The following is a 19,465-nucleotide window of genomic DNA, read 5'->3' as shown; positions in this document are numbered from 1 at the left end:
CGCGGACTAAGAGTGAGTATCAGGTCAGGGCGAAATAGGCGGCGATGGACTTCCTGTAGCCGTCCGGCATCCGCAGCCCCGGGACGTCGGCGGCGGCGAACAGCCCGATCTGCTTGTGCTCGTGGCTCAGGAACGGCTCGACGTCCGGGGTCAGGACGGTGCAGCCGTAGGTGACGATCACCACCCGGCTCCGCGGGTGCGTCTCGGGCAGCGGCGTGTAGATCCACACGTCCAGGAGCGGCCCGGCCTGGACGCGCCAGCCGGACTCCTCCTCGATCTCGCGCTCCACCGCCGCCTCGGGCGTCGCGTCGGACGCTTCGAGGCGCCCGCCGGGCAGCTCCCATTCGTCGCGTTCGTTCTTCAGCAGGAGGACGCGGCCGTCGACGGCGGCGACGCCCTTCGCGGACACGGGCCACTTCGGGGGACTCACCATGCCCGGGAACCTAGCGGTACGCCAGGCCCCCGGGACGAAGGCGGGGGGCGTCCTTCCGGGGGGCGTCCTTCCGGGGGGTCGTCCTTCCGGTGTCAGCCTTCCGGGAGGAGCGGGCCGAGCGGGCCGAGGTCCAGGTTGAGATCCTCGGGGGCCAGCTCGAAGTGGTCCCGCAGGTGCGCCATGGCCTTCTCCAGGTTCATCAGGGCCAGGCCCAGGCTCTCGGTCTCCTCGTCGGTCAGGCTGCCGTCGTCCACCCGGCGCAGCGCCTGCCGCTCCATCAGCTGCCGGACCAGCTCGACCAGGGTCAGGACGAGCTTCACCAGGTCGCGCTCGACGTTCTCCGGGTCGGTGTCGAGCCGGCGGGCGGTGCGGTGCGCGGCGGGCGAGTACACCCGGGACTTGTCGATCATGGTTCCTCCTCCCCCTCCGCAAGGTCGAGCTGATCGCGGACGGTCGTGATCACGGCCCGCAGGTCGACCCGGACCAGGTCGATCCCGGCGATGGAGATGACCAGGTCGCCGGTGAGCACGACACCTCCGGCGAGGAGCCGGTCCAGCAGGTCGACCAGCGCGAGCCGCTCGGCCGGGACGGCCGGGTCGCCGGTGTCCAGGACGGCCGTCACCGGCGCGTCCCCTCCGCCCCGGCCGCGGGCTCGGGCGCGTGTGCGGCCGTGGGCGTCGTCTCGGCGGTGTCGATGAACGAGTACGGCGGCCAGGGGCCGGTCAGCTCGACGGTCACGTCCGGCAGCCGCCGGTCGATCGCCCTGGCGACCGCGAGGAACCCCTCGGCCTGCTCGTCGTCGACGAGGTAGGCCATGTTGAGGATGAGCGTGTCGCGGCGTCCGGACAGGCGCGGGTCCTGCGCGGCGTGCTGCCGGGACGCGACGGCGTGGTCGGCCAGCTCGGCGTGGACGTCGCGGGCGTACTCGGTGAGGCGGTCCTGTGCCGCCCGCCTGGTGCGGCGCTGCGCCTGGCGGCGGCGCAGGTAGGCCGTGCCGGACGACTCGTCCGCGGCGGGCTCGGGCTCCTGGACGGCCGCCGCTTCCTGGGCGGCGGCTGCGCCCGCGTCGGCGTACGCCTTCACGCCCCACTCGGTGCGTCCGGTGATGCGGTCGAGCAGCTCGGCCAGGCGGTCCCGGTCGCGGTCGAGGACGTCCCGGACGCGGTCGTCGTCGCGGTACAGCGTCGCGATCCGGACCGGCGCGGTCGGCGCCTCGCGCGCGGCGAGCGCGACGACCTGGTGGTGGGCGCGCGCGGTCGCCTCCAGCCAGCCCAGGTCCTCCAGGTTCTCGCGCAGCTCCCGCTCGCCGAACTCGGCGAGGCCGACCGTGCCGACCAGCGCCGCGAGCCCCGACTCCGGGTGGACGACCGTCCGGACCGGCGCGCCGCCGACACCGGTCACGCCGTCCAGCGCGGACGGCGCCAGCCCGCGCGCCACCCCGTACAGATAGATCGCGGTCCCGCTCACGGCCTCTCCTTCCGTGCGTGCTCGGATGTGTCCTTCCGCGCGCCGTCCTGCGCGTCCTCGGGGACGTCCCTGATCTCGGTCCGCTGCGAGGCGTCGGCGGAGGCGGAGGCAGCCTCCAGCGCGGCGAGGCGGTCGCGGAGGCGGCGGTTCTCGGCCTCCAGCTCGTCCCGCCCGGCGCCGCCGACGGCCGTCCGGGAGCCCTCGGCGGCGGGCCGCGCGCGCGAGGACAGCGACGGGTCGTGCTCCCACCAGTCGATGCCCATCTCCTTGGCGCGGTCGACGGAGGCGACCAGAAGCCGCAGCTTGATGGTCAGCAGTTCGATGTCGAGCAGGTTCACGCGTATGTCGCCGACGATCACGATGCCCTTGTCCAGGACGCGTTCGAGGATGTCGGCGAGGTTCGCGCTCTGCCTGTCGGCGGACACGGTTCGCGCGGGCGACCGCGCTCCGGTCCAGGACATGTCGGTCAAGGCGGTTCCCCCTCGTGGCGGCGGCCCGGACGGACGCCCGCCGCTCCGTTCAGGTGCGGTGGCGTCCGTCCACGTGGCCGCGCGAGTAGCGCTGCGTGCGGCGGTAGCCCGCCAGGTCGCCGTCACCGGTCAGCTCGACGCGGTAGCAGGCGAGGATGTCGGCGGAGTCGGGGATGCGGTGGGCCTCCACGACCTCGACCGTGACGGCCCAGCCGTCCTCCAGCCGTTCGAGGCCGACGACGCTCTCCGGGTCGCGGCCGGTCAGGTCCGCGACCTGCGCGACGGCCTGCTCGGCCGCCTCCTGAGCGGATGTCATGGCGTCCCTCCGCACCCCGGTCGTGGTCTTCTTCGCGGACGTCGCACCGGCGGTCATCCCGGGCCGTTGCCGCGCAGCCGGGCGATGAGCCCCTCCTCGGCCTCGGCGGCCTCGGCGTCGCTCATCTCACCGGCCGCGACGGCGTCGGCGATGCCCTGCATCTCGGCCGCGAGACGGCCGGGGTCGTAGAGCTCGGCCTCGGCCTGCTCCTGGATGACCTCGGCCAGCCACACGACCCCGCGGACGGGGGCGAGCGGCAGCGTGAGCAGCCCGGTGAACAGGCCCATCAGCCCTCCGGGACGAAGTCGTACGGCGGCAGCGGCCCGACGAGCCGCAGGCTGATGCGGTCCCGGTTCTCCTCGGCGAGGCCCTCGACCGCCTTCTCGAAGCGGTCCCGCTCGCCGGCCGCGACCAGGAGCGAGGCGTCCACGACGTCCTCGTCCCGGACGGGCTCGTGCGCGGAGACCGCCTCGGCGAGCGGCGCGAGCGCGGTGAGCAGCCGCGCGGAGTCGTTCGCGCGGCGCTCCCGCAGCGCCCCGACGATCATCTCGCCGAGCCGGACGCGGTCGTAGTAGACGGCGTCGGCGGCGTCCTCGGGGACGCCGCGCAGCCGCTCGGACAGCTCCGCGATCTCCGGGTCGCCCGCGAGCACCTCGCGTAGCACCGCGTCCTGCTCGTAGCGGCCCTTGACGCGGACGGCGACGCGGCCGTCGATCGACTCCAGGACGGCGGCGAGCCGGTCGGCATTGGCCGCGAGCAGCTCGTCGCGGACGGCGTCGGCGCCGGCCATCGCCGCGCCGAAGCGGAACGGCAGCACCGCGGCGCCCGCGTCCACGAACGCCTGGAGGACGCTCTGGTGGGCGACCAGGTCGGCGCGCTCGCCGAGCGCCCGGCCCTGCGGCAGGTCGCTGATGAGCGCGGCCACCCGCTCGTGCCGGATGAGCTTGACGGGCTGCCCGTCCAGGCCGGTGAGGCCCTCGGGCAGCTCCGCGTCCGAGCGGACGACGCCGTAGACGTACTGCGGTGCGGTGGGGGTGGTGGGTTCGGAGGCGCTCACTTGTCGTCCTCCTCGTCCTTGCTCCCGCGCCGGCGGGCCGGCCGCTTCGACTTGGAGTCGGAGTCGTCATCGTCGCCGCCGAGGGTCTCCTTGATGCGCTCCTGCGCACCGCTGAGCATCCCCTTGGTCTTGCGCTTGGCGCCGGACTCCTCCAGCCCGCCGACGAACTCCGGCAGGCCCTGCGCGGTGCCGTCGTGCGCGATGTCGAGGCGGTTGACCGCCTGCGCGAACCGCAGGTAGGTGTCGACGCTGGCGACGACGATCCGCACGTCCACGGTGAGGATCTCGATGCCGACCAGCGCGACGCGCGCGTACACGTCGATGACCAGTCCCTTTTCCAGGATCAGGTCGACCACGTCGGCGAGGCCGCTGGTGCCGCGCCCGCCGCCGCCTCCGTTCTGCACGTAGCTGGTGCCCGAGGTCTGCTGGGCGATGGGCCCAGTCATGTCATCAACTCCTTTGGAGGGCGCCGGGTTCCGGCCGGTCAGGGCCGTCCCCCGGCGCGGGGGGGTCGCCGCGGCGCGGTCAGTGCCGGCGGCCGCGGCGGGTCTGCTTGCGGGTGGCCTTGCGGGCCACGGCGGCGGCCGTCACACCGGCGGCCACCGCCCCGGTCGCGGCCAGCACGCGCTTCACGTTGGCGAGCGCCGCCAGCTTCCCGACCAGTGCGGGGACGGCGGACAGCTGCCGCGCGGCGGTGGTCACGCCGTCCTGGACGCCGCGGCCGACGGTCTCGCCGGTGCGGCGCGCGGAGGCCGCCGCGTTCGTGGCGGCCGAGCCCGCGCCGTCCTTGACCGCTCCCGCGGCCTTCCCGGCGCTCTTCAGGCTCTTCGCGTCCTTGACGTCCTTGAGGTTCCTGCCGCCCTTGGCGGCCTCGGCGGTCTTCGAGGTGGCGGTGGTCTTCGCGGCCGCTGCGGCGGAGGTGCGCTTCTTGGCGGCGGACGCGGTCCTCGACGCGGACGCCCTCTTGGAGGACGCACCGGCGCGCCGGGCCGTGTCCTTGCCGGAAGCCGAAGGCATTTCTCTGCACCCTTCTGACGATTCGGCGGCGTTTCTCGATCGCCGTAGTGGTGCGCTGTACCCGACCCAATGCATCCAAACTTCGGGACACCGGAATTCGCGTCCCGGTCGGTGTTCTGGACATCCGTAATGCGCACGCGAACGTCACGCGCGCACGAACGGGCGCACGAACGCGCGCACGCGAAAGCGGCCGGACGCGTCCCTCCGCATCCGGCCGTTCCGGGCGCCGTGCCGGCCCGGCGCTATCCCCCGCCGAGCACCTTTTGCAGTTCCGCCTTCGTCATGGAGGAACGGCCCTTGATGTTCCGGCGCTTCGCCTCGTGGTACAGCTGGTCCTTGGTCCGGCCCTTGGTGCGGGACGTCCCGGACCGCAGGCCACCGCGCCGGCCGGACGAGATGTCCTGGGTGGACGACTTGCTGGCGGTCTCGGATTCGCCGCTCCGGGCGCGCGCCTTGTTGACCGTCCGCGCGGCGATCTCCTCCGCGCGGCGGTTGGAAGCGCCCTGGTCCTTCTCCGATTCCTTGATGTGCTCGTACTGGCGTTCACGCTTGTTTCCCCATGCCTGCTGCGGCATGACCGGGCTCCCCTCTTCGGTCTGTCAGCGCCGCTCTGCTGTCACGCTCCGCGGACGCGGGCGAAACGCCCATACAGCTCCATTCCCATTCTGGCGTCACTAAACAACCAAGAGTCGTCCGCGATCACGTGAGGACGGCCAGCGCGACGGCGAGGGTGCCCGCCGCGGCGAGCGCCGCGTAGTCGTTCACCGAGCCGTTGTGCAGGGCCGCGAGCCGCCGCAGCGGAGGCGCGTCGACCACGCGTCCGCTCACCCGGGCCAGGACGAGCCCCGCGAGCAGGCAGCCGAGCGTGAGCAGCAGCGAGGACGGCGCGAGGTAGTGGAGCGTGACATCCGGGGCCGGGATGGGCGTGACCTTCCCGCGCGCGGCCGAGGCGTAGAGGTCCCCGTGGACGAGGGCTCCGGCCGCCGGTTTCATGGCGTGCTCCACGACCGGCCGGGACAGCACGCCGAGCGCGACGCAGCAGGCCGCGAGGGACAGGAAGCCGGTCACCATGCCCGGACGCGGCCGCTCGGTGAACTCCGGCGGGTCCTTGCGCGCGAAGAACGCGAGCCAGGCCGCGCGGGCGAGCGCGGCGACCGTGACGGCCTGCGCTACCGCGAGCAGCACTGCCGGGATGGTCTGGTGCGTCGTCTCCAGCCCGTGGTGGATGAGCGACAGCGACGCGTAACCGTTCAGCGGCGGCACGCCCGCGATGGACGCGACGCCGACCAGGAACGCGACCGCGACCACCGGCATGCGGCGGGCGAGTCCGCCCATGTCGGACAGGTTCGTCAGGCCCGTCCGGTGCACGATCGCCCCGGCGCACAGGAACAGCAGCGACTTGAACAGCGCGTGGTTGAGCAGGTGGTAGACACCGCCCGCCGCGCCGGACGCCGTGCCGCTGGCGAGCCCGACCGTGATCACGCCCATCTGCGAGACGGTGTCGTAGGACAGCAGCCGCTTCAGGTCGTCCTGGCGGAGCGCGAGGGCCGCCCCGACCAGCGCCGAGACCAGGCCCAGGACCATCAGCAGCCCCATGATCGGCACCTGCGACGACGGGAACACCTGGTAGCCGAGCCGCGCCAGGACGACGATCCCGAGGTTCACCATCAGGCCCGAGAACAGCGCGGAGACCGGGCCGGGCGCGGCGGTGTGCGCGTCCGGGAGCCAGGTGTGGAACGGCACCAGGCCCGCCTTGGTCGCGTACCCGCCGATCAGCAGCGCCAGCGCGACCAGGTCGGCGACGCCGGTCGCGACGCCGAGCGAGTCGTGCAGGATGCCGAGGTTCAGCGCGCCGTGCCGGGCGTAGAGCATGCCGGTGCCGACGAACACGCCGAAGCTCGCGACCGTGGTCAGCACGAGGATCTTGAACGCGGCCTCCAGCGCGATCGGCCGCTCCAGGAAGAAGCCGGTCAGGCCGTAGGACGCGAGCGCGGCGACCTCGAACCAGACGAACAGGTTGAACAGGTCGGCGGTGAGGGCGGAGCCGATCAGCGCGCCGAGCAGCAGCAGGCACAGCGCGGCGTACCCGCCGAGCTCGCGGCCCCCGAGCCCGCCGAGCTCGGACAGCGTGTAGACCAGCAGGATCGCCCCGACGAGCGCGGTGACCAGCGCGAACAGCGTGCCGAGCGGGTCGGCGGTGAAGACGATCGCGATCACCCCGGCCTGGCCGCCGAGCCGGGTCCCGACCGGGCGGCCGTCCAGCACGTCCGGCAGGGCGCGCAGCAGGACAGCGCCCGCGCCCGCCAGCGCGAGCAGCCCGGCGAGCAGCGGCAGCCGCCGGTCCAGGCGGGCCAGCAGCGGCGCGAGCGCCGCCGCGGTCAGCGGCAGCACGACCGCCATCGGCAGCAGCGCGGCCGTGCTCATCCGCGCATCGCCCGGACCCGGTCGGCGTCCAGGGTCCGGTAGTGCTGGGCGACGCGGACGACGACCGACAGGAACACCGCGGTCACCGCGACACCGATCACGATCGCGGTCAGGCAGAAGTTCTGCAGGACGGGATCGGCGACGTTGCCGTGCGCGAGCTGCTCGGGCTTCTTGCCGTGCGGCGGGTCGAGCAGCACCGGCGCGGTCGACCCGGCCCGGTAGGCGAACGAGATCATCAGCAGGTAGGTGGACGACTCCATCAGCGACAGGCCCATCACCATCCGGACCAGGTTCCGGCGGGTCAGCACGGTGTGCAGGCCGAGGCAGAACAGCGCCGCCGCCGCCAGGTAGTTCCCCACGATCACGACGGCACCCCTTCGCCGGCGCCGGCCTCGTCCGGGGTCCAGTCGTGCCGGGCGCCGAGCAGCGCGTGCACGGCGAGCAGGATGCCGGTGCCGACCTCGGCGAACTCCGCGACCGAGAACGGCTGGACGATGCCGCCCGACGCGGGCGTCCGCTCGGCGGCGTGCGGCACCCAGTCGGCCCCGACCGCGTCCTTGAGGACCAGTCCGAGCCCCATGATCACGATGATCCCGAGCGCCCCGGCCAGCTCCGCGGTCTCCAGCCGCCGGGTGCCGAACGTCCGGCGCCCGAACGCGGCGTAGACCATGAGCATGACCCCGGCCAGGACGGCCCCGGCGGGGAACCCGCCGCCCGGCGCGTAGCCCCAGGCGACCAGGTAGCACCCGGCGGCGAACAGTATCGGGCCGACCACGCGCACCGCGGTCCGGACGACCGGGGTCATCGGTGTCCGGGCGTCCTGCTCGGCGCGCTCGGCACGGCGGGCCGCGCGCTCGCGGGCGTCCACGGGGCTGGCCGGGTCGTCCTCGGCCTGCTCGCGGCGGCCGGCCCGCTCCTCGCCCATCGGCTCGGTGCGCAGCTCCCGCGGACGGGTCAGCACCAGCACGCTGACCACGGCCGCGAGCAGCAGGAACGTCTCGCCGAAGGTGTCGAAGCCGCGCGTCCCGTAGACGATCTCGTTGACCGGCTCGGTGAGCTTCCAGTCCGGCAGGGACACCGCCAGCGCGTGCCGGGCCATGGCGGACAGCGGCGCGTCCTCGCGCGGCGCGGCGAGCAGCCCAGCGGCCAGCAGCGCCGCGAAGCCGCCGGTCAGGAACGCTCCTGTGAAGGGTCTTCGATGCGGGTTTCGCGGGTGCATGGATCCGCCTCCTCGGTCCGGTCGGTGCTCGCGCCCGACGGGTCGTCCTCCGGGACGTCCGTGCGGGTCTTGCCGATGGCGATCAGGTAGAGGACGGGCAGCGCGATCGCGCCGACGACGAGCTGGGCGTGCGCGACGTCCGGCGCGCCGAGCACGATGAACAGCAGGCCGAGCAGCACGCCGACCGCCGACAGCGCCATCACCGCGCCGTTGAGGGAGCGGATCCGGACGACCAGGACTGCGCAGGCCAGGACCAGCGCGAGCACCAGGTAGTCGAGCGCCCAGAACACCCGAGCCTCACCCCTGCCGCTCGTCCGGCTTGCCGGAACCGCCGCGTTCGCCGTCGCGCTCGCCGTTGCGCTGCGGGAGCGACTCGTCCTGGACGGCGCCGCGCCACATCGGGACGCCGGTCCGGTAGGCGGCGCGGGCCAGCGCGTGCGCGGCGGCCGGGTTCAGCACCCCCAGCAGGACGGCGATGAGCAGCACCCGGCTGCCGTACTGGCCGAACGGCCCCTCCCCGATCAGCAGCGCGGCGAGCACGGGCAGCGCGCCCATCGTCACGGTCTTGGACGAGCACTGGATCCGCGTGTACACGTCGGGCATCCGCAGGACGCCGACCGCGCCGGACAGCGAGAACCCCAGCCCGACCAGGGCCACGACGGCGAAGACGAGCTCCTTCACAGCAGATCCTTCACAGCAGACCCCGTTCCAGGTAGCGGGCCCAGACGATCGTCCCGAGGTAGCCGAAGGACGCGGGCCACAGCGCCGCGTCCAGGTACCCGGTCCGGTCGGCGTAGGCGGCGAAGAACAGCAGCGCGAGCATCGCCTGCGTGGTGAGCGCGTTGAGCGCCACGATCCGGTCGCAGGTCGTCGGCCCGAGCCCGAGCCGGACGGTCAGCAGCACCGCGATGGCGACCTCGGCCAGCGCCACCACCAGGTACAGGCTGCTCACGAGTCACCCGTCCCGGCGGTGTGGTCGTCCGGGTGGGTGCGTTCCAGGATGCGCTCGACGCGCTCGTTGATAGTCTCGGGCCGGTCCGGGACGGCGACGGCGTGGTACTGGAGCAGGCCGCGCCGCGCGTCCAGGTCGGCCAGCTGGTTGTCCACGATCATCGAGGTGAGCAGCGCGACCGTGGTCAGGCCCGTGTCGTCCCGCTCCCGGGTCGGGACCACGACCATGCCGCTGCGCAGCGGACGGGACGGGGCCCACACCCGGCGCGCGAGCCGCACGTTCGCGACCACGATCCACCAGGCGGTGTAGCCGGCCAGCTCGACGGCGGCGCGCAGCCGCCCGGGCCGCAGCACGTCCCACGGCCCGGCGCCCTTGCCGAGCGGGGCGAACAGCAGCCCGGAGGCCAGCGCCACGACCACGCCGATGAGCAGCTGCTCAGCGGTGAACTCCCACGTCAGCAGTACCCAGGCGAGGAACGTCCAGGCCGCCGGCCCGGCCGCCCGCGGGAGCGTCTCCCGCCGGACGGACGGCCACCGGTCCCACCTCCGCCGCGCGTCCATCACCGGTCACCCGTCCCCATCACAGGTCGCCCGCCTCCCTCACAGGTCGCCCGCCGCCATGCCGGGTCACCCGTCGCCGGATCGGCCGAACAGCTCCTGGGCCTTGGTGCGCAGGCCCTTCTTGACGACGCCGAACGAGTCCGGGTCGCCCTTGATGATCGCTTCGGCGGCGTCCTTGATCTGGTCGAAGTCCGCGTGCGGCGGGATGGGCGGGATGTCGGGGTCGCACCGGACGTCCAGCACCACCGGCCCGGCGGCGGCGAGCGCGCGGTCCCAGGCGGGACCGACCTCCTCGGGCTTCTCGACGTTGATCCCGTCCAGCCCGATGGACCGGGCGAACGAGGCGTAGGAGACCTCGGGCAGCACCTGGGACTCCTCGAACTTCGGCGCGCCGCCCATCGCGCGCAGCTCCCAGGTGACCTGGTTGAGGTCGTTGTTGTGCAGCACGGCCACGACCAGCCGCTGGTCGCTCCAGCGGTCCTGGTAGCGGCGGATCGTGAGCAGCTCGGCGAGGCCGTTCATCTGCATCGCGCCGTCGCCGACGAGCGCGATCGCCGGACGGTCCGGATGGGCGAACTTCGCGCCGATCGCATACGGGACGCCCGCGCCCATCGTGGCGAGCGTGCCGGACAGCGAGCCGCGCATCCCGCGCCTGAACTTCAGGTCGCGGGCGTACCAGTTGGCGGCCGAGCCGGAGTCGGCGGTGACGATCGCGTCGTCCGGCAGCCGCGACGACAGCTCCCAGGCCAGCAGCATCGGGTTGATCGGGTCGGCCGGGACGTGCGCCTGCCGCTCGACGGTGTCCCACCAGCGCGCGACGTTCTCCTCGACCTTCTCCCGCCAGGACCGCTTCTTCTGCTTGCGCAGCTTCGGCAGCAGGGCGCGGAGCGTCTCCCCGGCGTCGCCGACCAGGTTCACCTCGGTCGGGTAGCGCATGCCGATGAGCCGACCGTCCACGTCGATCTGGACGGCGCGGGCGGACCCGAACTCCGGCATGAACTGCGAGTACGGGAAGTTGGACCCGACGATCAGCAGCGTGTCGCAGTCGCGCATCAGCTCGTAGGACGGCCGGGTGCCGAGCAGGCCGATCGACCCGGTCACGTACGGCAGGTCGTCCGGCAGGACGTCCTTGCCGAGCAGCGCCTTGGCGATGCCCGCGCCGGTGGTCTCGGCGACCTCCAGCACCTCGTCGGCGGCGTCGCGGGCGCCCTGGCCGACCAGGATCGCGACCTTGGACCCGGCGTTCAGCACCTCGGCGGCCCGCTCGACCTCCTCGTCCGGGGCGCGGGTCAGCGGCCGGGTGTAGCCGGGCGCGGACGACGGGACCTGCTTGAACGCGTGCTCGGGCGGGCTGTACTCCTCCTCCTGGAGGTCGTTCGGGATGATCACGACGGCCGGGGCGTGCTTGGCCATCGCGAACCGCATCGCGCGGTCGATCAGGTTCGGGAACTGCGACGGGACCGACGCCGTCTGGACGTAGGCGGCGACGTCCTTGAACAGCGACTGGAGGTCGACCTCCTGCTGGTAGGCGCCGCCCATCGCGCTGCGCGCGGTCTGCCCGACGATCGCGACGACGGGCACGTGGTCGAGTTTCGCGTCGTAAAGGCCGTTCAGAAGGTGGATCGCGCCGGGGCCGCTGGTCGCCATGCACACGCCGGGCCGGCCGCTGAACTTGGCATAGCCGACCGCCTCGAACGCCGACATCTCCTCGTGCCTGCTCTGGATGAACCTGGGCTTGTCATCGGCCCGTCCGAGCGCGGCGACCAGCCCGTTGATACCGTCCCCCGGATAGCCGAAGAGCTGCTGCACATCCCATTGCCGGAGGCGTTCCAGCACGTAATCGGCGACTTTCGCGCCCATGGCGGTTCCCTTCTCTGGTCCTCTCCGAAGCGGTTCCCCGGACGCGTGCTTGAAACCTGCGGTTGGGGTAATGCGCATTCATGGCATCCAGCACCGTGAAGGCGCCCGAGGGCCTCTCCGCGCTCCGCGAAGCGCTGGCCGACGAGGTGGACGGCGAGGTCCGGTTCGACGCCGGAACGCGCGCCGCGTACGCCCACGACTCGTCCAACTACCGCCAACCGCCTGTAGGGGTGGTGGTTCCGCGCGATGTGGACGCGGCGGTCGCCGCGGTCGCGGTATGCGCGCGGCACCAGGTGCCGGTGCTGTCGCGCGGCGGCGGGACGAGCCTGGCCGGGCAGTGCTGCAACGAGGCCGTGGTCATCGACTGGTCGAAATTTTGCACGCGGCTTTTGTCGGTCGATCCCGAGGGCAGAACGGCCGTGGTCGAACCGGGAATCTGCCTTGACGACTTGAATGCCGAACTCGCCGAATACAACTTGATGGTCGGCCCGAAACCGTCCACGCACGACACCTGCACGATCGGCGGGATGGTCGGCAACGACTCGTGCGGCGCGTCCGCGCAGGCCTACGGGAAGATGACCGACTCGGTGCTGCGGCTGGAGGTGCTCACCTACGACGGGCTGCGGATGTGGGTGGGCGAGACGTCCGACGAGGAGTACGAGCGGATCATCGCCGGGGGCGGGCGGCGCGCGGAGATCTTCCGGGAGCTGCGCGCGCTGCGCGACGAGAACCTGGCGCTGATCCGCACCCGCTACCCCGACATCCCGCGCCGCGTGTCCGGCTACGGCCTGGACCAGCTGCTCCCCGAGAACGGCTTCAACGTCGCCCGCGCGCTGGTCGGCTCGGAGTCGACGCTGGTCACGGTGCTGCGCGCGGAGATCTGCCTGGTGCCCGTCCCGGCGCACGAGTCGCTGGTCGTGCTCGGCTACGACGACATCGCGGCGGCGGGCGACGCGGTCCCGGAGATCGCGGCGTACCGTCCGCTGGCACTGGAGGGCATGGACGACTACCTCCTGGACCTCGCGGAGGCGGAGCACCTCGCCGACGACAGGATCCGCGAGGAGATGCCGGAAGGCGCGGGCTGGCTCATGGTCCGCTTCGGCGGCGACACCCGAGCGGAGGCCGACGACAAGGCGCAGGCGCTGATCGACGGCCTGGACGGCTCGGACACCGGGCCGCGCTGCACGTTCCTGCACGATCCGGCCGAGGAGGACCGGCTCTGGAAGGTCCGCGAGGCCGGGCTCGGCGCGACCGCCTACCCGCCGCACCACGCCGACACGCACGAGGGCTGGGAGGACGCGGCCGTCCCGCCGGACCGGCTCGGCGCCTACCTGCGCGAGTTCCAGGCGCTCATCGACGAGTTCGGCCTCCGGCCGGTCACGCTCTACGGGCATTTCGGGCAAGGGTGCGTGCACACCCGCATCCCGTTCGACCTCTCCGACGACGCGGGCGTGGCCCGCTACCGCGACTTCGTCACCCGCGCGGCCCGGCTCGTCTCCGGCCACGGCGGGTCGCTGTCGGGCGAGCACGGCGACGGCCAGTCCCGCGGCGAGCTGCTGCCGATCATGTTCGGGGACGAGGTGGTCGCCCTCTTCGGCCGGATGAAGGCGGTCTTCGACCCGGACGGCCGGATGAACCCCGGCAAGGTCGTCGACCCCGTCCCGCTGGACCGCCACCTCGACCTGCGCGGCTACGACCCCGGCGAGCCGTCCGTGCACTTCGCCTACCCGCAGGACCACGGCGACTTCGCGCACGCCGCCGCGCGCTGCGTCGGGATCGGCCAGTGCCGCTCGTCGTCCGGCGGGGTGATGTGCCCGAGCTACCGCGCGACCCGCGAGGAGGAGCACTCCACCCGGGGCCGCGCCCGCCTGCTGGACGAGATGATGCGCGGCGACGTGATCACCGGCGGCTGGCGGTCCACGGAGGTCCGCGACGCGCTCGACCTGTGCCTGGCCTGCAAGGGCTGCCGCAGCGACTGCCCGGTCAACGTGGACATGGCCACCTACAAGGCCGAGTTCCTCTCGCACCACTACGAGGGCCGCATACGGCCCATGTCGCACTACACGATGGGCTGGCTGCCGGTCTGGGCGCGGCTCGCCGCGCTCGCGCCGGACCTGGCGAACGGCGCGCTGCACCTGCCCGGACTCGACCGGATCGCCAAGCGGCTCGGCGGCATCGACCGGCACCGCGAGCTGCCGCGCTTCGCCCCTCGCCGGTTCACCCACTCGTTCAGGCGCCGCCGCCCGCCGGGACCGGGCGGCTCACCGGTCGTCCTGTTCCCGGACACCTTCACCAACAGCTTCCACCCGCACATCGCGCGGGCCGCCGTCCGCGTCCTGGAGGCCGCCGGGCACCGGGTGATCGTCCCGTCCGAGCCGGTCTGCTGCGGGCTCACCTGGATCTCGACCGGGCAGCTCGACCAGGCCGCCAAGCGGCTGCGCCGCACCGCCGCGGCGATCGCGCCCCACCTCCGCGCGGGCATCCCGCTGGTCTCGCTGGAGCCGAGCTGCACCGCCGTGCTCCGCGCCGACGCGCCCGAGCTGCTCCCGGACGATCCGGACATCGCGCTGCTCCGCGACCGGACCAGCACGCTGGCCGAACTCCTCGACGAGGAGCAGGCCGCGCTGGGCGGGGCGTCGCCGTTCGCGTCCCACGGGCTCTCGGCCGGGCTCGACCGCGACCCGGTGCGCGCGATCGCCCAGCCGCACTGCCACCAGCACGCGCTCATGGGCTTCGGCGCCGACACCCGCGTGCTGCGCCGCGCCGGCGTGGACGTCGAGGTGCTCGACGCCGGGTGCTGCGGCCTCGCCGGGAACTTCGGCTTCGAGCGCGGCCACCACGAGGTGTCGGTCACGGTCGCCGAGCAGGGCGTCTGGCCGGCCGTCCGGGACGGTGTCCGCGACGGCCGGGCCGTGCTCGCCGACGGCTTCTCGTGCCGCACCCAGATCGAGGCGGGCACCGACGCGCGCCCGCTCCACCTGGCCGAACTCCTCGCCCAGCTCCTTCCTTCGGGCAGCGCGAAACGGCCTGCCGCGCAGCACGCGGAGCGTGGCGGATGACCCGGATCGCCGCGTCGGCGTACCGGATCCCGACCGACCTGCCGGAGGCGGACGGGACGCTGTCCTGGACGTCCACGACGATGGTGCTGGTCGAGGCCCGCTCCGACGGGCACCACGGCATCGGCTGGACGTACGCGCCCGCGCCGGTCGCCGCGCTCGTCGGGGAGCTGCTGGCGCCCGCCGTCGAGGACGTCGGCGTCCTGGACGTTCCGGACGCGCACGAGCGCATGTGCCGGGCCGTCCGCAACGCGGGGCGTCCCGGCGCGTCCTCGATGGCGATCTCCGCCGTGGACTGCGCGCTGTGGGACCTGAAAGCCCGCGTGCTCGGCCTGCCGCTGCACCGGCTGTTCGGCGCCTGCCGCGCGGACGTGCCGGTGTACGGGTCCGGCGGCTTCACCACCTACGACGACGCGCGGACCCGCGAGCAGCTGGAGCACTGGGTGGCCGGGCTCGGCATCCCGCGCGTCAAGATCAAGATCGGTGAGGCCCGGGGCGGCCGCGAGGAGCGCGACCTGGCCCGGCTCCGTCTCGCGCGGCTCGCGATCGGACCGGACGCCGAGCTGTACGCCGACGCCAACGGCGCCTACTCGGTCAAGCAGGCCGTCCAGGTCGCGCACGCCGCCGAGAACCTCGGGCTGCGCTGGTTCGAGGAGCCCGTCCCGTCCGACGATCCGGCCGGGCTCCGCGCCGTCCGGGACGCGGTCGAGTGCGAGGTCGCGGCCGGCGAGTACGGCTACGACCTGCCCTACTTCCGCGACCTGATCGGCGCGGTCGACTGCCCGCAGGCCGACGTCACGCGCTGCGGCGGGTACACCGAGTTCCTGCGGGTCGCCGGGCTCGCCCGCGCGCACAACCGCGAGCTGTCCGCGCACTGCGCGCCGCACCTGCACGCGGCGGTGATGGCGGCGATCCCGAACGCCCGGCACATCGAGTGGTTCCACGACCACGTCCGGATCGAGTCGATGCTCTTCGACGGCGTCCTCGATCCCGACGGCGGGACGGTCCGTCCGCGCGACGGCGAGCCGGGGCTCGGCCTGGCGTTCCGCCGCCCGGACGCGGAGCGCTTCCGCGTCGCCTAACCCTTTTGCCCGACATGACGGGAGAGCCATGGAAGTCGTCGTAGTGACCGGAGCGTCCGCCGGAGTCGGACGGGCCGCCGCGCGGGCCTTCGCCGCTCGCGGCGCGCGGGTCGCGCTGCTCGCGCGCGGGCGCGCCGGCCTGGAGAGCGTCGCGCGCGAACTGGACGGCCAGGGCCTGCCGATCGAGGTGGACGTCGCCGACCCGCGCCAGGTCGCCGAGGCCGCGCACACCGTCGAGAAGGAGCTCGGTCCAATCGACGTGTGGGTCAACTGCGCCTTCACCTCGGTGTTCGCGCCGTTCACCGAGATCTCGCCCGAGGAGTACAAGCGCGTCACCGAGGTCACCTACCTCGGCTTCGTGCACGGTACCCGCGCCGCGCTGGACGTGATGCGCCCGCGCGAGCGCGGCGTGATCGTCCTGGTCGGGTCGGCGCTGGCGCACCGCGGGATCCCGCTGCAATCCGCCTACTGCGGGGCGAAGCACGCCATCCAGGGCATGTACGAGTCGCTGCGCTGCGAGCTGCTGCACGAGCGCAGCGGCGTCGGGATCACCATGGTGCACCTGCCCGCCGTCAACACGCCCCAGTTCGACTGGGTGCTGTCGCGGCTGCCGCGCAAGCCGCAGCCCGTCCCGCCGATCTACCAGCCGGAGGTCGCCGCCGAGGCGATCGTGTTCGCGGCCGGGCATCCGCGGCGGCGCGAGTACTGGGTCGGCGCGTCCACCGTCCTGACGCTGCTCGCCGACCGGATCGCGCCCGGCCTCCTCGACCGCTACCTGGCCCGCACCGGGTTCGACAGCCAGCAGACGTCCGAACGCGCCGGGCCGCCGCACGGCAACCTCTGGGAGCCGCGCGACCAGGCTGAGGACGAAGGCGCGCACGGACGGTTCGACACCGACTCCCACCCGTCGAGCCCGCAGGTGTGGATCAGCCAGCACCGCGCCGCAGTCACGGGCGCCTTCGCCGCCGGGACTCTGCTCGCCTACGGCGCGGCGAGGCGCGTCGCGGCCTCCAGGAACAGCGCGTGAACGAACGCCTGCGGCAGGTTCCCGCGGACCTGCCGCTGGCGGACGTCGTACTCCTCGGCGAACAGCCCGGTCTCGCCGCACGCCGAACGGGCCCGCTCGAACCGTCCTTGCGCGCGCTCGCGGTCGCCCTGCTGGAGATCGGCCAGCGACATCATGAAGCCGCAGAGCGTGAACGAGCCCTCGGCCTCGCCGAGCGGCTCGTCCGCCAGGCGGTACCGGTAGACGAAGCCTTCCTGCTCCAGCTCGTCGCGGATCTTCCGGTAGGTGGCGACGGCATGGTCCGCATCGGGCGGGTACGCGCCGCGCAGCGCCGGGAGCAGGAGCGCCGCGTCCACCCGCTTGTCGTCGGGGGCGCGGCGCCAGTAGCCCTGACCGTCCAGCGCGGACGTCGCCGTCTCCGCCTGGATGTGGTCGGCGAGCGCCTCCCACTCCGCCTTGTCCTTCTGGGCGGCGAGCGAGGCGGCGGCGCACCTCAATCCCGCGACGCACACCAGGCGCGAATGCGTCCATTGCGCGGGCTCGGTCTCCCAGATGCCGTAGTCGTCCTCGTGCCAGCGCTCCTCGATCGCCCGGACGGCCCGCATCGCGGCGTCGGCGATCCGCGCATCGACGCGGTCATGCCGGGCCGCCGCCGCGAAGAGGAGAAGCGCCTCACCGAAGGCGTCCAGCTGGAACTGGCTGGTGACGTGGTTGCCGTAGACCGCGCGGGAGCCGGGATATCCGGGCAGGCCCGCCGGGCTCTCGTCCGGGACCCGGCCGCCCGAGACCGTGTAGGCGGGCGTCAGGTGCGCGCCGTCCTCGATGAGCCGGTCCGCCACGAACCCAGTCGCCGCGTCGAGCAGCCCGAAGTGCCCGCCGTGCGCGGCCACGGCCTGGCCCGCGATGCACTGGTCCCGGATCCACGCGTACCGGTAGTCGTAGTTCCGCGTCCCCGCCAGATGCTCGGGCAGCGACGTCGTCGCGGCTGCGGCCATCCCGCCGTGCGCCGAGGTCAGACCGATCATCACGCCGTAGGCCAGGCGCGCGTCCCGCGGCGCGAACGTGTCCGAGCAGTCGGGGATGCGCGCCTTCCAGTCGTCCTGCGTCCGCTGCCAGAGCCGGTCGGGCGGTTCCGGCCGACCGTCCAGCGGACGATTCGACAGCTCCAGTACGAGATCGTGCGTCTCGCCCTCGCGCACGTCGATCTCGAAGGCCAGCGGCCAGCCTGCGGCGTTCTCCGGCGCGCCCGTCCAGCGGAAGTACAGGCCGTCCGCGTCGCCGCGCCACGCGCCGTCCTCCCGCCGCAGCCGGTGGTCGCCGCCCAGGCCGAACCGCACCCGGACCGCCACCGTCCCCTGGACACCCCGGATCCGCCGCAGCACCACCGCGCGGCCGGCGTCCGCCGGACGGCACAGCGCCTCGTGGCACTCGACCACCCCGTCCGGCACCACCCAGCGGCTCCGCCAGACCAGGCCGCCGTCCTCGTAGTACCCGCCCCACACCCGCCGCTCGGCGACCGGGCACACCACGTACGCGCCGGGCCCGCCCAGCAGGCCCGAGAACACCGGCGGCGACTCCCACGACGGGAAGCACATCCAGGCGAAATCGCCGTGCGGCCCGATCAGCGCGCCCCGCTCACCGTCCCCGACGAAGGCGTAATCACGCAGCACATGGAGCATCCCGTGCCCCTTCCCGCGAACCGGCACCACGACACACCCGGAACGCGCGATCCCGGGGCCGAATTACCGTATGGCGCACGCCACGCATGAATCGCCTATCAGGGGTACATAGGAACCGTCACCCGGAAATCAACAGGAAAAGGAAGTGAAGCGCCGTGGCGCTCATCCTCGCCGTACTCCTGCTGGCCATCCTGCTGGGCGGGCTGGGATTCGCCGTCCACGTCCTGTGGTGGATCGCCCTGGTCGTCCTGGTCGTGTGGATCCTCGGCTTCGTCCTCCGCTCCGCCGAAGGCACCGGCGCCCGCCGCCGGTGGTACCGCTGGTAACCTCCGAGACGGCTCCCTCTCACCCATATTTCGGACGCGGGCCCGCGGAATATCGTTCCGCCGCGGCCCGCGTCCCGATGCGGGATCGGCGGAATGCCGTTCCGCGCATTTCCGAAATGGCCGAAAACGGCCCTAGTTGACCCCGACGATCTGGCGCTCCGGCTCGATCACGCCCACGACGCGCTCCAGATCGCGCGAATAGGGCCGGCCGAGGTACTTCTCCGCGATCTCGTCGATGATCGCCCACGCCTCGTCCCCCTCGATCCACTCCGCCACCCGCCCGCGCACGATGATCGGCTCGAACGGGTTCTCGGCGGACGTCAGCGACAGCGCCACCCGCGGGTCGCGCCGCAGGTTCCGCGCCTTGCGCGAGTCCGGCCCGGTCAGGAAGACGATCCGCTCGCCGCGCGCGTCCACCCACAGCGGCACCGAGTGCGGCGACCCGTCCGGCAGGACGGTGGCGAGGTGGCCCAGGGCCGTGCCCTCCACAGCGCGGCGGACCTCTGGCTTCAGCATCGCGTTCCTCCCATCATCCCTCCCC

General features: G+C 73.2%; 25 protein-coding genes. 4 read left to right on the top strand and 21 right to left on the bottom strand.

Annotated features, from left to right (window positions below; all coding sequences use genetic code 11):
* Positions 1 to 19 precede the first annotated feature (19 nt).
* From FHU30_RS08245 to FHU30_RS08155, 19 genes are all read right to left on the bottom strand, one after another.
* Entirely contained in the window at positions 20 to 433 is a 414-nt protein-coding gene (locus FHU30_RS08245; RefSeq protein ID WP_253873598.1) for an NUDIX hydrolase, read from the bottom strand.
* A gap of 92 nt (positions 434 to 525) precedes the next feature.
* A complete protein-coding gene (locus tag FHU30_RS08240; RefSeq protein WP_253873596.1) occupies positions 526 to 843 on the bottom strand; it encodes a gas vesicle protein K in 318 nt (105 codons plus the stop codon).
* Positions 840 to 1,055: a gas vesicle protein gene (locus FHU30_RS08235; protein ID WP_253873594.1), complete on the bottom strand. Its 216-nt coding sequence runs from the start codon at positions 1,053 to 1,055 to the stop codon at positions 840 to 842. Before FHU30_RS08235 ends, FHU30_RS08240 begins: the two co-directional genes overlap by 4 nt.
* A complete protein-coding gene (locus FHU30_RS08230; RefSeq protein WP_253873592.1) occupies positions 1,052 to 1,900 on the bottom strand; it encodes a GvpL/GvpF family gas vesicle protein in 849 nt (282 codons plus the stop codon). Before FHU30_RS08230 ends, FHU30_RS08235 begins: the two co-directional genes overlap by 4 nt.
* Positions 1,897 to 2,361 (bottom strand): gas vesicle protein, encoded by a 465-nt coding sequence (locus tag FHU30_RS08225; RefSeq protein ID WP_253873905.1) that lies wholly within the window; start codon positions 2,359 to 2,361, stop codon positions 1,897 to 1,899. The genes FHU30_RS08230 and FHU30_RS08225 overlap by 4 nt, the downstream gene beginning before the upstream one ends.
* A 58-nt stretch (positions 2,362 to 2,419) precedes the next feature.
* Complete coding sequence (locus tag FHU30_RS08220) at positions 2,420 to 2,743, bottom strand: gas vesicle protein GvpO (RefSeq protein WP_301322761.1); 324 nt, start codon at positions 2,741 to 2,743, stop codon at positions 2,420 to 2,422.
* Positions 2,740 to 2,973, bottom strand: a complete 234-nt coding sequence (locus tag FHU30_RS08215) for a gas vesicle protein GvpG (RefSeq protein WP_253873588.1) — start codon at positions 2,971 to 2,973, stop codon at positions 2,740 to 2,742. Before FHU30_RS08215 ends, FHU30_RS08220 begins: the two co-directional genes overlap by 4 nt.
* The gene (locus FHU30_RS08210; RefSeq protein ID WP_253873586.1) at positions 2,973 to 3,743 is read right to left on the bottom strand and encodes a GvpL/GvpF family gas vesicle protein; all 771 of its coding nucleotides are present in this window, start codon (positions 3,741 to 3,743) and stop codon (positions 2,973 to 2,975) included. Before FHU30_RS08210 ends, FHU30_RS08215 begins: the two co-directional genes overlap by 1 nt.
* Positions 3,740 to 4,189: a gas vesicle protein GvpJ gene (gene gvpJ / locus FHU30_RS08205; protein WP_253873584.1), complete on the bottom strand. Its 450-nt coding sequence runs from the start codon at positions 4,187 to 4,189 to the stop codon at positions 3,740 to 3,742. The genes FHU30_RS08210 and gvpJ overlap by 4 nt, the downstream gene beginning before the upstream one ends.
* A 79-nt stretch (positions 4,190 to 4,268) precedes the next feature.
* On the bottom strand, positions 4,269 to 4,760 hold the full coding sequence (locus FHU30_RS08200) for a hypothetical protein (RefSeq protein ID WP_253873582.1): 492 nt from the start codon (positions 4,758 to 4,760) through the stop codon (positions 4,269 to 4,271).
* 242 nt (positions 4,761 to 5,002) lie between these two features.
* Positions 5,003 to 5,335: a hypothetical protein gene (locus FHU30_RS08195; protein WP_253873580.1), complete on the bottom strand. Its 333-nt coding sequence runs from the start codon at positions 5,333 to 5,335 to the stop codon at positions 5,003 to 5,005.
* A gap of 124 nt (positions 5,336 to 5,459) precedes the next feature.
* Positions 5,460 to 7,184 carry a complex I subunit 5 family protein gene (locus FHU30_RS08190; RefSeq protein ID WP_253873578.1) on the bottom strand — a complete coding sequence of 575 codons (1,725 nt, stop codon included), beginning with the start codon at positions 7,182 to 7,184 and terminating at the stop codon, positions 5,460 to 5,462.
* On the bottom strand, positions 7,181 to 7,549 hold the full coding sequence (locus FHU30_RS08185; protein ID WP_253873576.1) for a sodium:proton antiporter: 369 nt from the start codon (positions 7,547 to 7,549) through the stop codon (positions 7,181 to 7,183). Before FHU30_RS08185 ends, FHU30_RS08190 begins: the two co-directional genes overlap by 4 nt.
* Entirely contained in the window at positions 7,546 to 8,403 is an 858-nt protein-coding gene (locus FHU30_RS08180) for an MnhB domain-containing protein (RefSeq protein ID WP_253873574.1), read from the bottom strand. Before FHU30_RS08180 ends, FHU30_RS08185 begins: the two co-directional genes overlap by 4 nt.
* Positions 8,355 to 8,693 (bottom strand): Na(+)/H(+) antiporter subunit B, encoded by a 339-nt coding sequence (locus tag FHU30_RS08175; RefSeq protein WP_253873572.1) that lies wholly within the window; start codon positions 8,691 to 8,693, stop codon positions 8,355 to 8,357. The genes FHU30_RS08180 and FHU30_RS08175 overlap by 49 nt, the downstream gene beginning before the upstream one ends.
* Positions 8,694 to 8,700: 7 nt before the next feature.
* A complete protein-coding gene (mnhG, locus tag FHU30_RS08170; protein ID WP_253873570.1) occupies positions 8,701 to 9,084 on the bottom strand; it encodes a monovalent cation/H(+) antiporter subunit G in 384 nt (127 codons plus the stop codon).
* Between the two features lie 10 nt (positions 9,085 to 9,094).
* Positions 9,095 to 9,355: an MrpF/PhaF family protein gene (locus tag FHU30_RS08165; RefSeq protein ID WP_253873568.1), complete on the bottom strand. Its 261-nt coding sequence runs from the start codon at positions 9,353 to 9,355 to the stop codon at positions 9,095 to 9,097.
* Positions 9,352 to 9,915 (bottom strand): Na+/H+ antiporter subunit E, encoded by a 564-nt coding sequence (locus FHU30_RS08160; protein WP_253873566.1) that lies wholly within the window; start codon positions 9,913 to 9,915, stop codon positions 9,352 to 9,354. Before FHU30_RS08160 ends, FHU30_RS08165 begins: the two co-directional genes overlap by 4 nt.
* Positions 9,916 to 9,981: 66 nt before the next feature.
* On the bottom strand, positions 9,982 to 11,775 hold the full coding sequence (locus FHU30_RS08155) for a thiamine pyrophosphate-requiring protein (protein ID WP_253873564.1): 1,794 nt from the start codon (positions 11,773 to 11,775) through the stop codon (positions 9,982 to 9,984).
* 80 nt (positions 11,776 to 11,855) lie between these two features.
* On the opposite strand from FHU30_RS08155, the gene FHU30_RS08150 reads away from it, so the two are divergent.
* Genes FHU30_RS08150 through FHU30_RS08140 form a run of 3 tightly spaced genes read left to right on the top strand, consistent with a single transcriptional unit; the run spans position 11,856 to position 16,940 of the window.
* Positions 11,856 to 14,834 (top strand): FAD-binding and (Fe-S)-binding domain-containing protein, encoded by a 2,979-nt coding sequence (locus FHU30_RS08150; protein WP_253873562.1) that lies wholly within the window; start codon positions 11,856 to 11,858, stop codon positions 14,832 to 14,834.
* Positions 14,831 to 15,913, top strand: coding sequence for an enolase C-terminal domain-like protein (locus FHU30_RS08145; RefSeq protein ID WP_253873561.1), 1,083 nt, complete (start codon positions 14,831 to 14,833; stop codon positions 15,911 to 15,913). The genes FHU30_RS08150 and FHU30_RS08145 overlap by 4 nt, the downstream gene beginning before the upstream one ends.
* A gap of 28 nt (positions 15,914 to 15,941) precedes the next feature.
* Complete coding sequence (locus FHU30_RS08140) at positions 15,942 to 16,940, top strand: SDR family oxidoreductase (RefSeq protein ID WP_253873560.1); 999 nt, start codon at positions 15,942 to 15,944, stop codon at positions 16,938 to 16,940.
* Here FHU30_RS08140 and FHU30_RS08135 read toward each other — a convergent pair.
* Positions 16,895 to 18,598, bottom strand: coding sequence for a glycoside hydrolase family 15 protein (locus FHU30_RS08135; RefSeq protein ID WP_253873559.1), 1,704 nt, complete (start codon positions 18,596 to 18,598; stop codon positions 16,895 to 16,897). The two genes, FHU30_RS08140 and FHU30_RS08135, sit on opposite strands and share 46 nt — an antisense overlap.
* 155 nt (positions 18,599 to 18,753) lie before the next feature.
* Between FHU30_RS08135 and FHU30_RS08130 the strand changes: the two genes are divergently transcribed.
* Positions 18,754 to 18,924, top strand: coding sequence for a hydrophobic protein (locus FHU30_RS08130; protein ID WP_253873558.1), 171 nt, complete (start codon positions 18,754 to 18,756; stop codon positions 18,922 to 18,924).
* A 132-nt stretch (positions 18,925 to 19,056) separates the two neighbouring features.
* Here FHU30_RS08130 and FHU30_RS08125 read toward each other — a convergent pair whose 3' ends face one another.
* Positions 19,057 to 19,440 carry a TIGR03618 family F420-dependent PPOX class oxidoreductase gene (locus FHU30_RS08125; RefSeq protein WP_253873557.1) on the bottom strand — a complete coding sequence of 128 codons (384 nt, stop codon included), beginning with the start codon at positions 19,438 to 19,440 and terminating at the stop codon, positions 19,057 to 19,059.
* Between the last annotated feature and the right edge of the window lie 25 nt (positions 19,441 to 19,465).

Origin of the sequence: Actinomadura rupiterrae (genome assembly GCF_024172125.1) — a bacterium.
Taxonomy (GTDB): Bacteria; Actinomycetota; Actinomycetes; order Streptosporangiales; family Streptosporangiaceae; genus Spirillospora; species Spirillospora rupiterrae.
This window is presented reverse-complemented; position numbering and strand designations above follow the sequence as displayed.

What these genes read in the sequence shown, in the direction of transcription:
- FHU30_RS08190 (WP_253873578.1), bottom strand. Translation starts at nt 7,184, where the DNA reads ATGAGCACGGCCGCGCTGCTGCCGATGGCGGTCGTGCTGCCGCTGACC.
- FHU30_RS08195 (WP_253873580.1), bottom strand. Translation starts at nt 5,335, where the DNA reads ATGCCGCAGCAGGCATGGGGAAACAAGCGTGAACGCCAGTACGAGCAC.
- FHU30_RS08220 (WP_301322761.1), bottom strand. Translation starts at nt 2,743, where the DNA reads ATGACCGCCGGTGCGACGTCCGCGAAGAAGACCACGACCGGGGTGCGG.
- FHU30_RS08225 (WP_253873905.1), bottom strand. Translation starts at nt 2,361, where the DNA reads ATGTCCTGGACCGGAGCGCGGTCGCCCGCGCGAACCGTGTCCGCCGAC.
- FHU30_RS08140 (WP_253873560.1), top strand. Translation starts at nt 15,942, where the DNA reads ATGGAAGTCGTCGTAGTGACCGGAGCGTCCGCCGGAGTCGGACGGGCC.
- FHU30_RS08240 (WP_253873596.1), bottom strand. Translation starts at nt 843, where the DNA reads ATGATCGACAAGTCCCGGGTGTACTCGCCCGCCGCGCACCGCACCGCC.
- FHU30_RS08150 (WP_253873562.1), top strand. Translation starts at nt 11,856, where the DNA reads ATGGCATCCAGCACCGTGAAGGCGCCCGAGGGCCTCTCCGCGCTCCGC.
- FHU30_RS08145 (WP_253873561.1), top strand. Translation starts at nt 14,831, where the DNA reads ATGACCCGGATCGCCGCGTCGGCGTACCGGATCCCGACCGACCTGCCG.
- gvpJ (WP_253873584.1), bottom strand. Translation starts at nt 4,189, where the DNA reads ATGACTGGGCCCATCGCCCAGCAGACCTCGGGCACCAGCTACGTGCAG.
- FHU30_RS08125 (WP_253873557.1), bottom strand. Translation starts at nt 19,440, where the DNA reads ATGCTGAAGCCAGAGGTCCGCCGCGCTGTGGAGGGCACGGCCCTGGGC.
- FHU30_RS08180 (WP_253873574.1), bottom strand. Translation starts at nt 8,403, where the DNA reads ATGCACCCGCGAAACCCGCATCGAAGACCCTTCACAGGAGCGTTCCTG.
- FHU30_RS08215 (WP_253873588.1), bottom strand. Translation starts at nt 2,973, where the DNA reads ATGGGCCTGTTCACCGGGCTGCTCACGCTGCCGCTCGCCCCCGTCCGC.
- FHU30_RS08245 (WP_253873598.1), bottom strand. Translation starts at nt 433, where the DNA reads ATGGTGAGTCCCCCGAAGTGGCCCGTGTCCGCGAAGGGCGTCGCCGCC.
- FHU30_RS08135 (WP_253873559.1), bottom strand. Translation starts at nt 18,598, where the DNA reads ATGCTCCATGTGCTGCGTGATTACGCCTTCGTCGGGGACGGTGAGCGG.
- FHU30_RS08155 (WP_253873564.1), bottom strand. Translation starts at nt 11,775, where the DNA reads ATGGGCGCGAAAGTCGCCGATTACGTGCTGGAACGCCTCCGGCAATGG.
- FHU30_RS08160 (WP_253873566.1), bottom strand. Translation starts at nt 9,915, where the DNA reads ATGGACGCGCGGCGGAGGTGGGACCGGTGGCCGTCCGTCCGGCGGGAG.
- FHU30_RS08200 (WP_253873582.1), bottom strand. Translation starts at nt 4,760, where the DNA reads ATGCCTTCGGCTTCCGGCAAGGACACGGCCCGGCGCGCCGGTGCGTCC.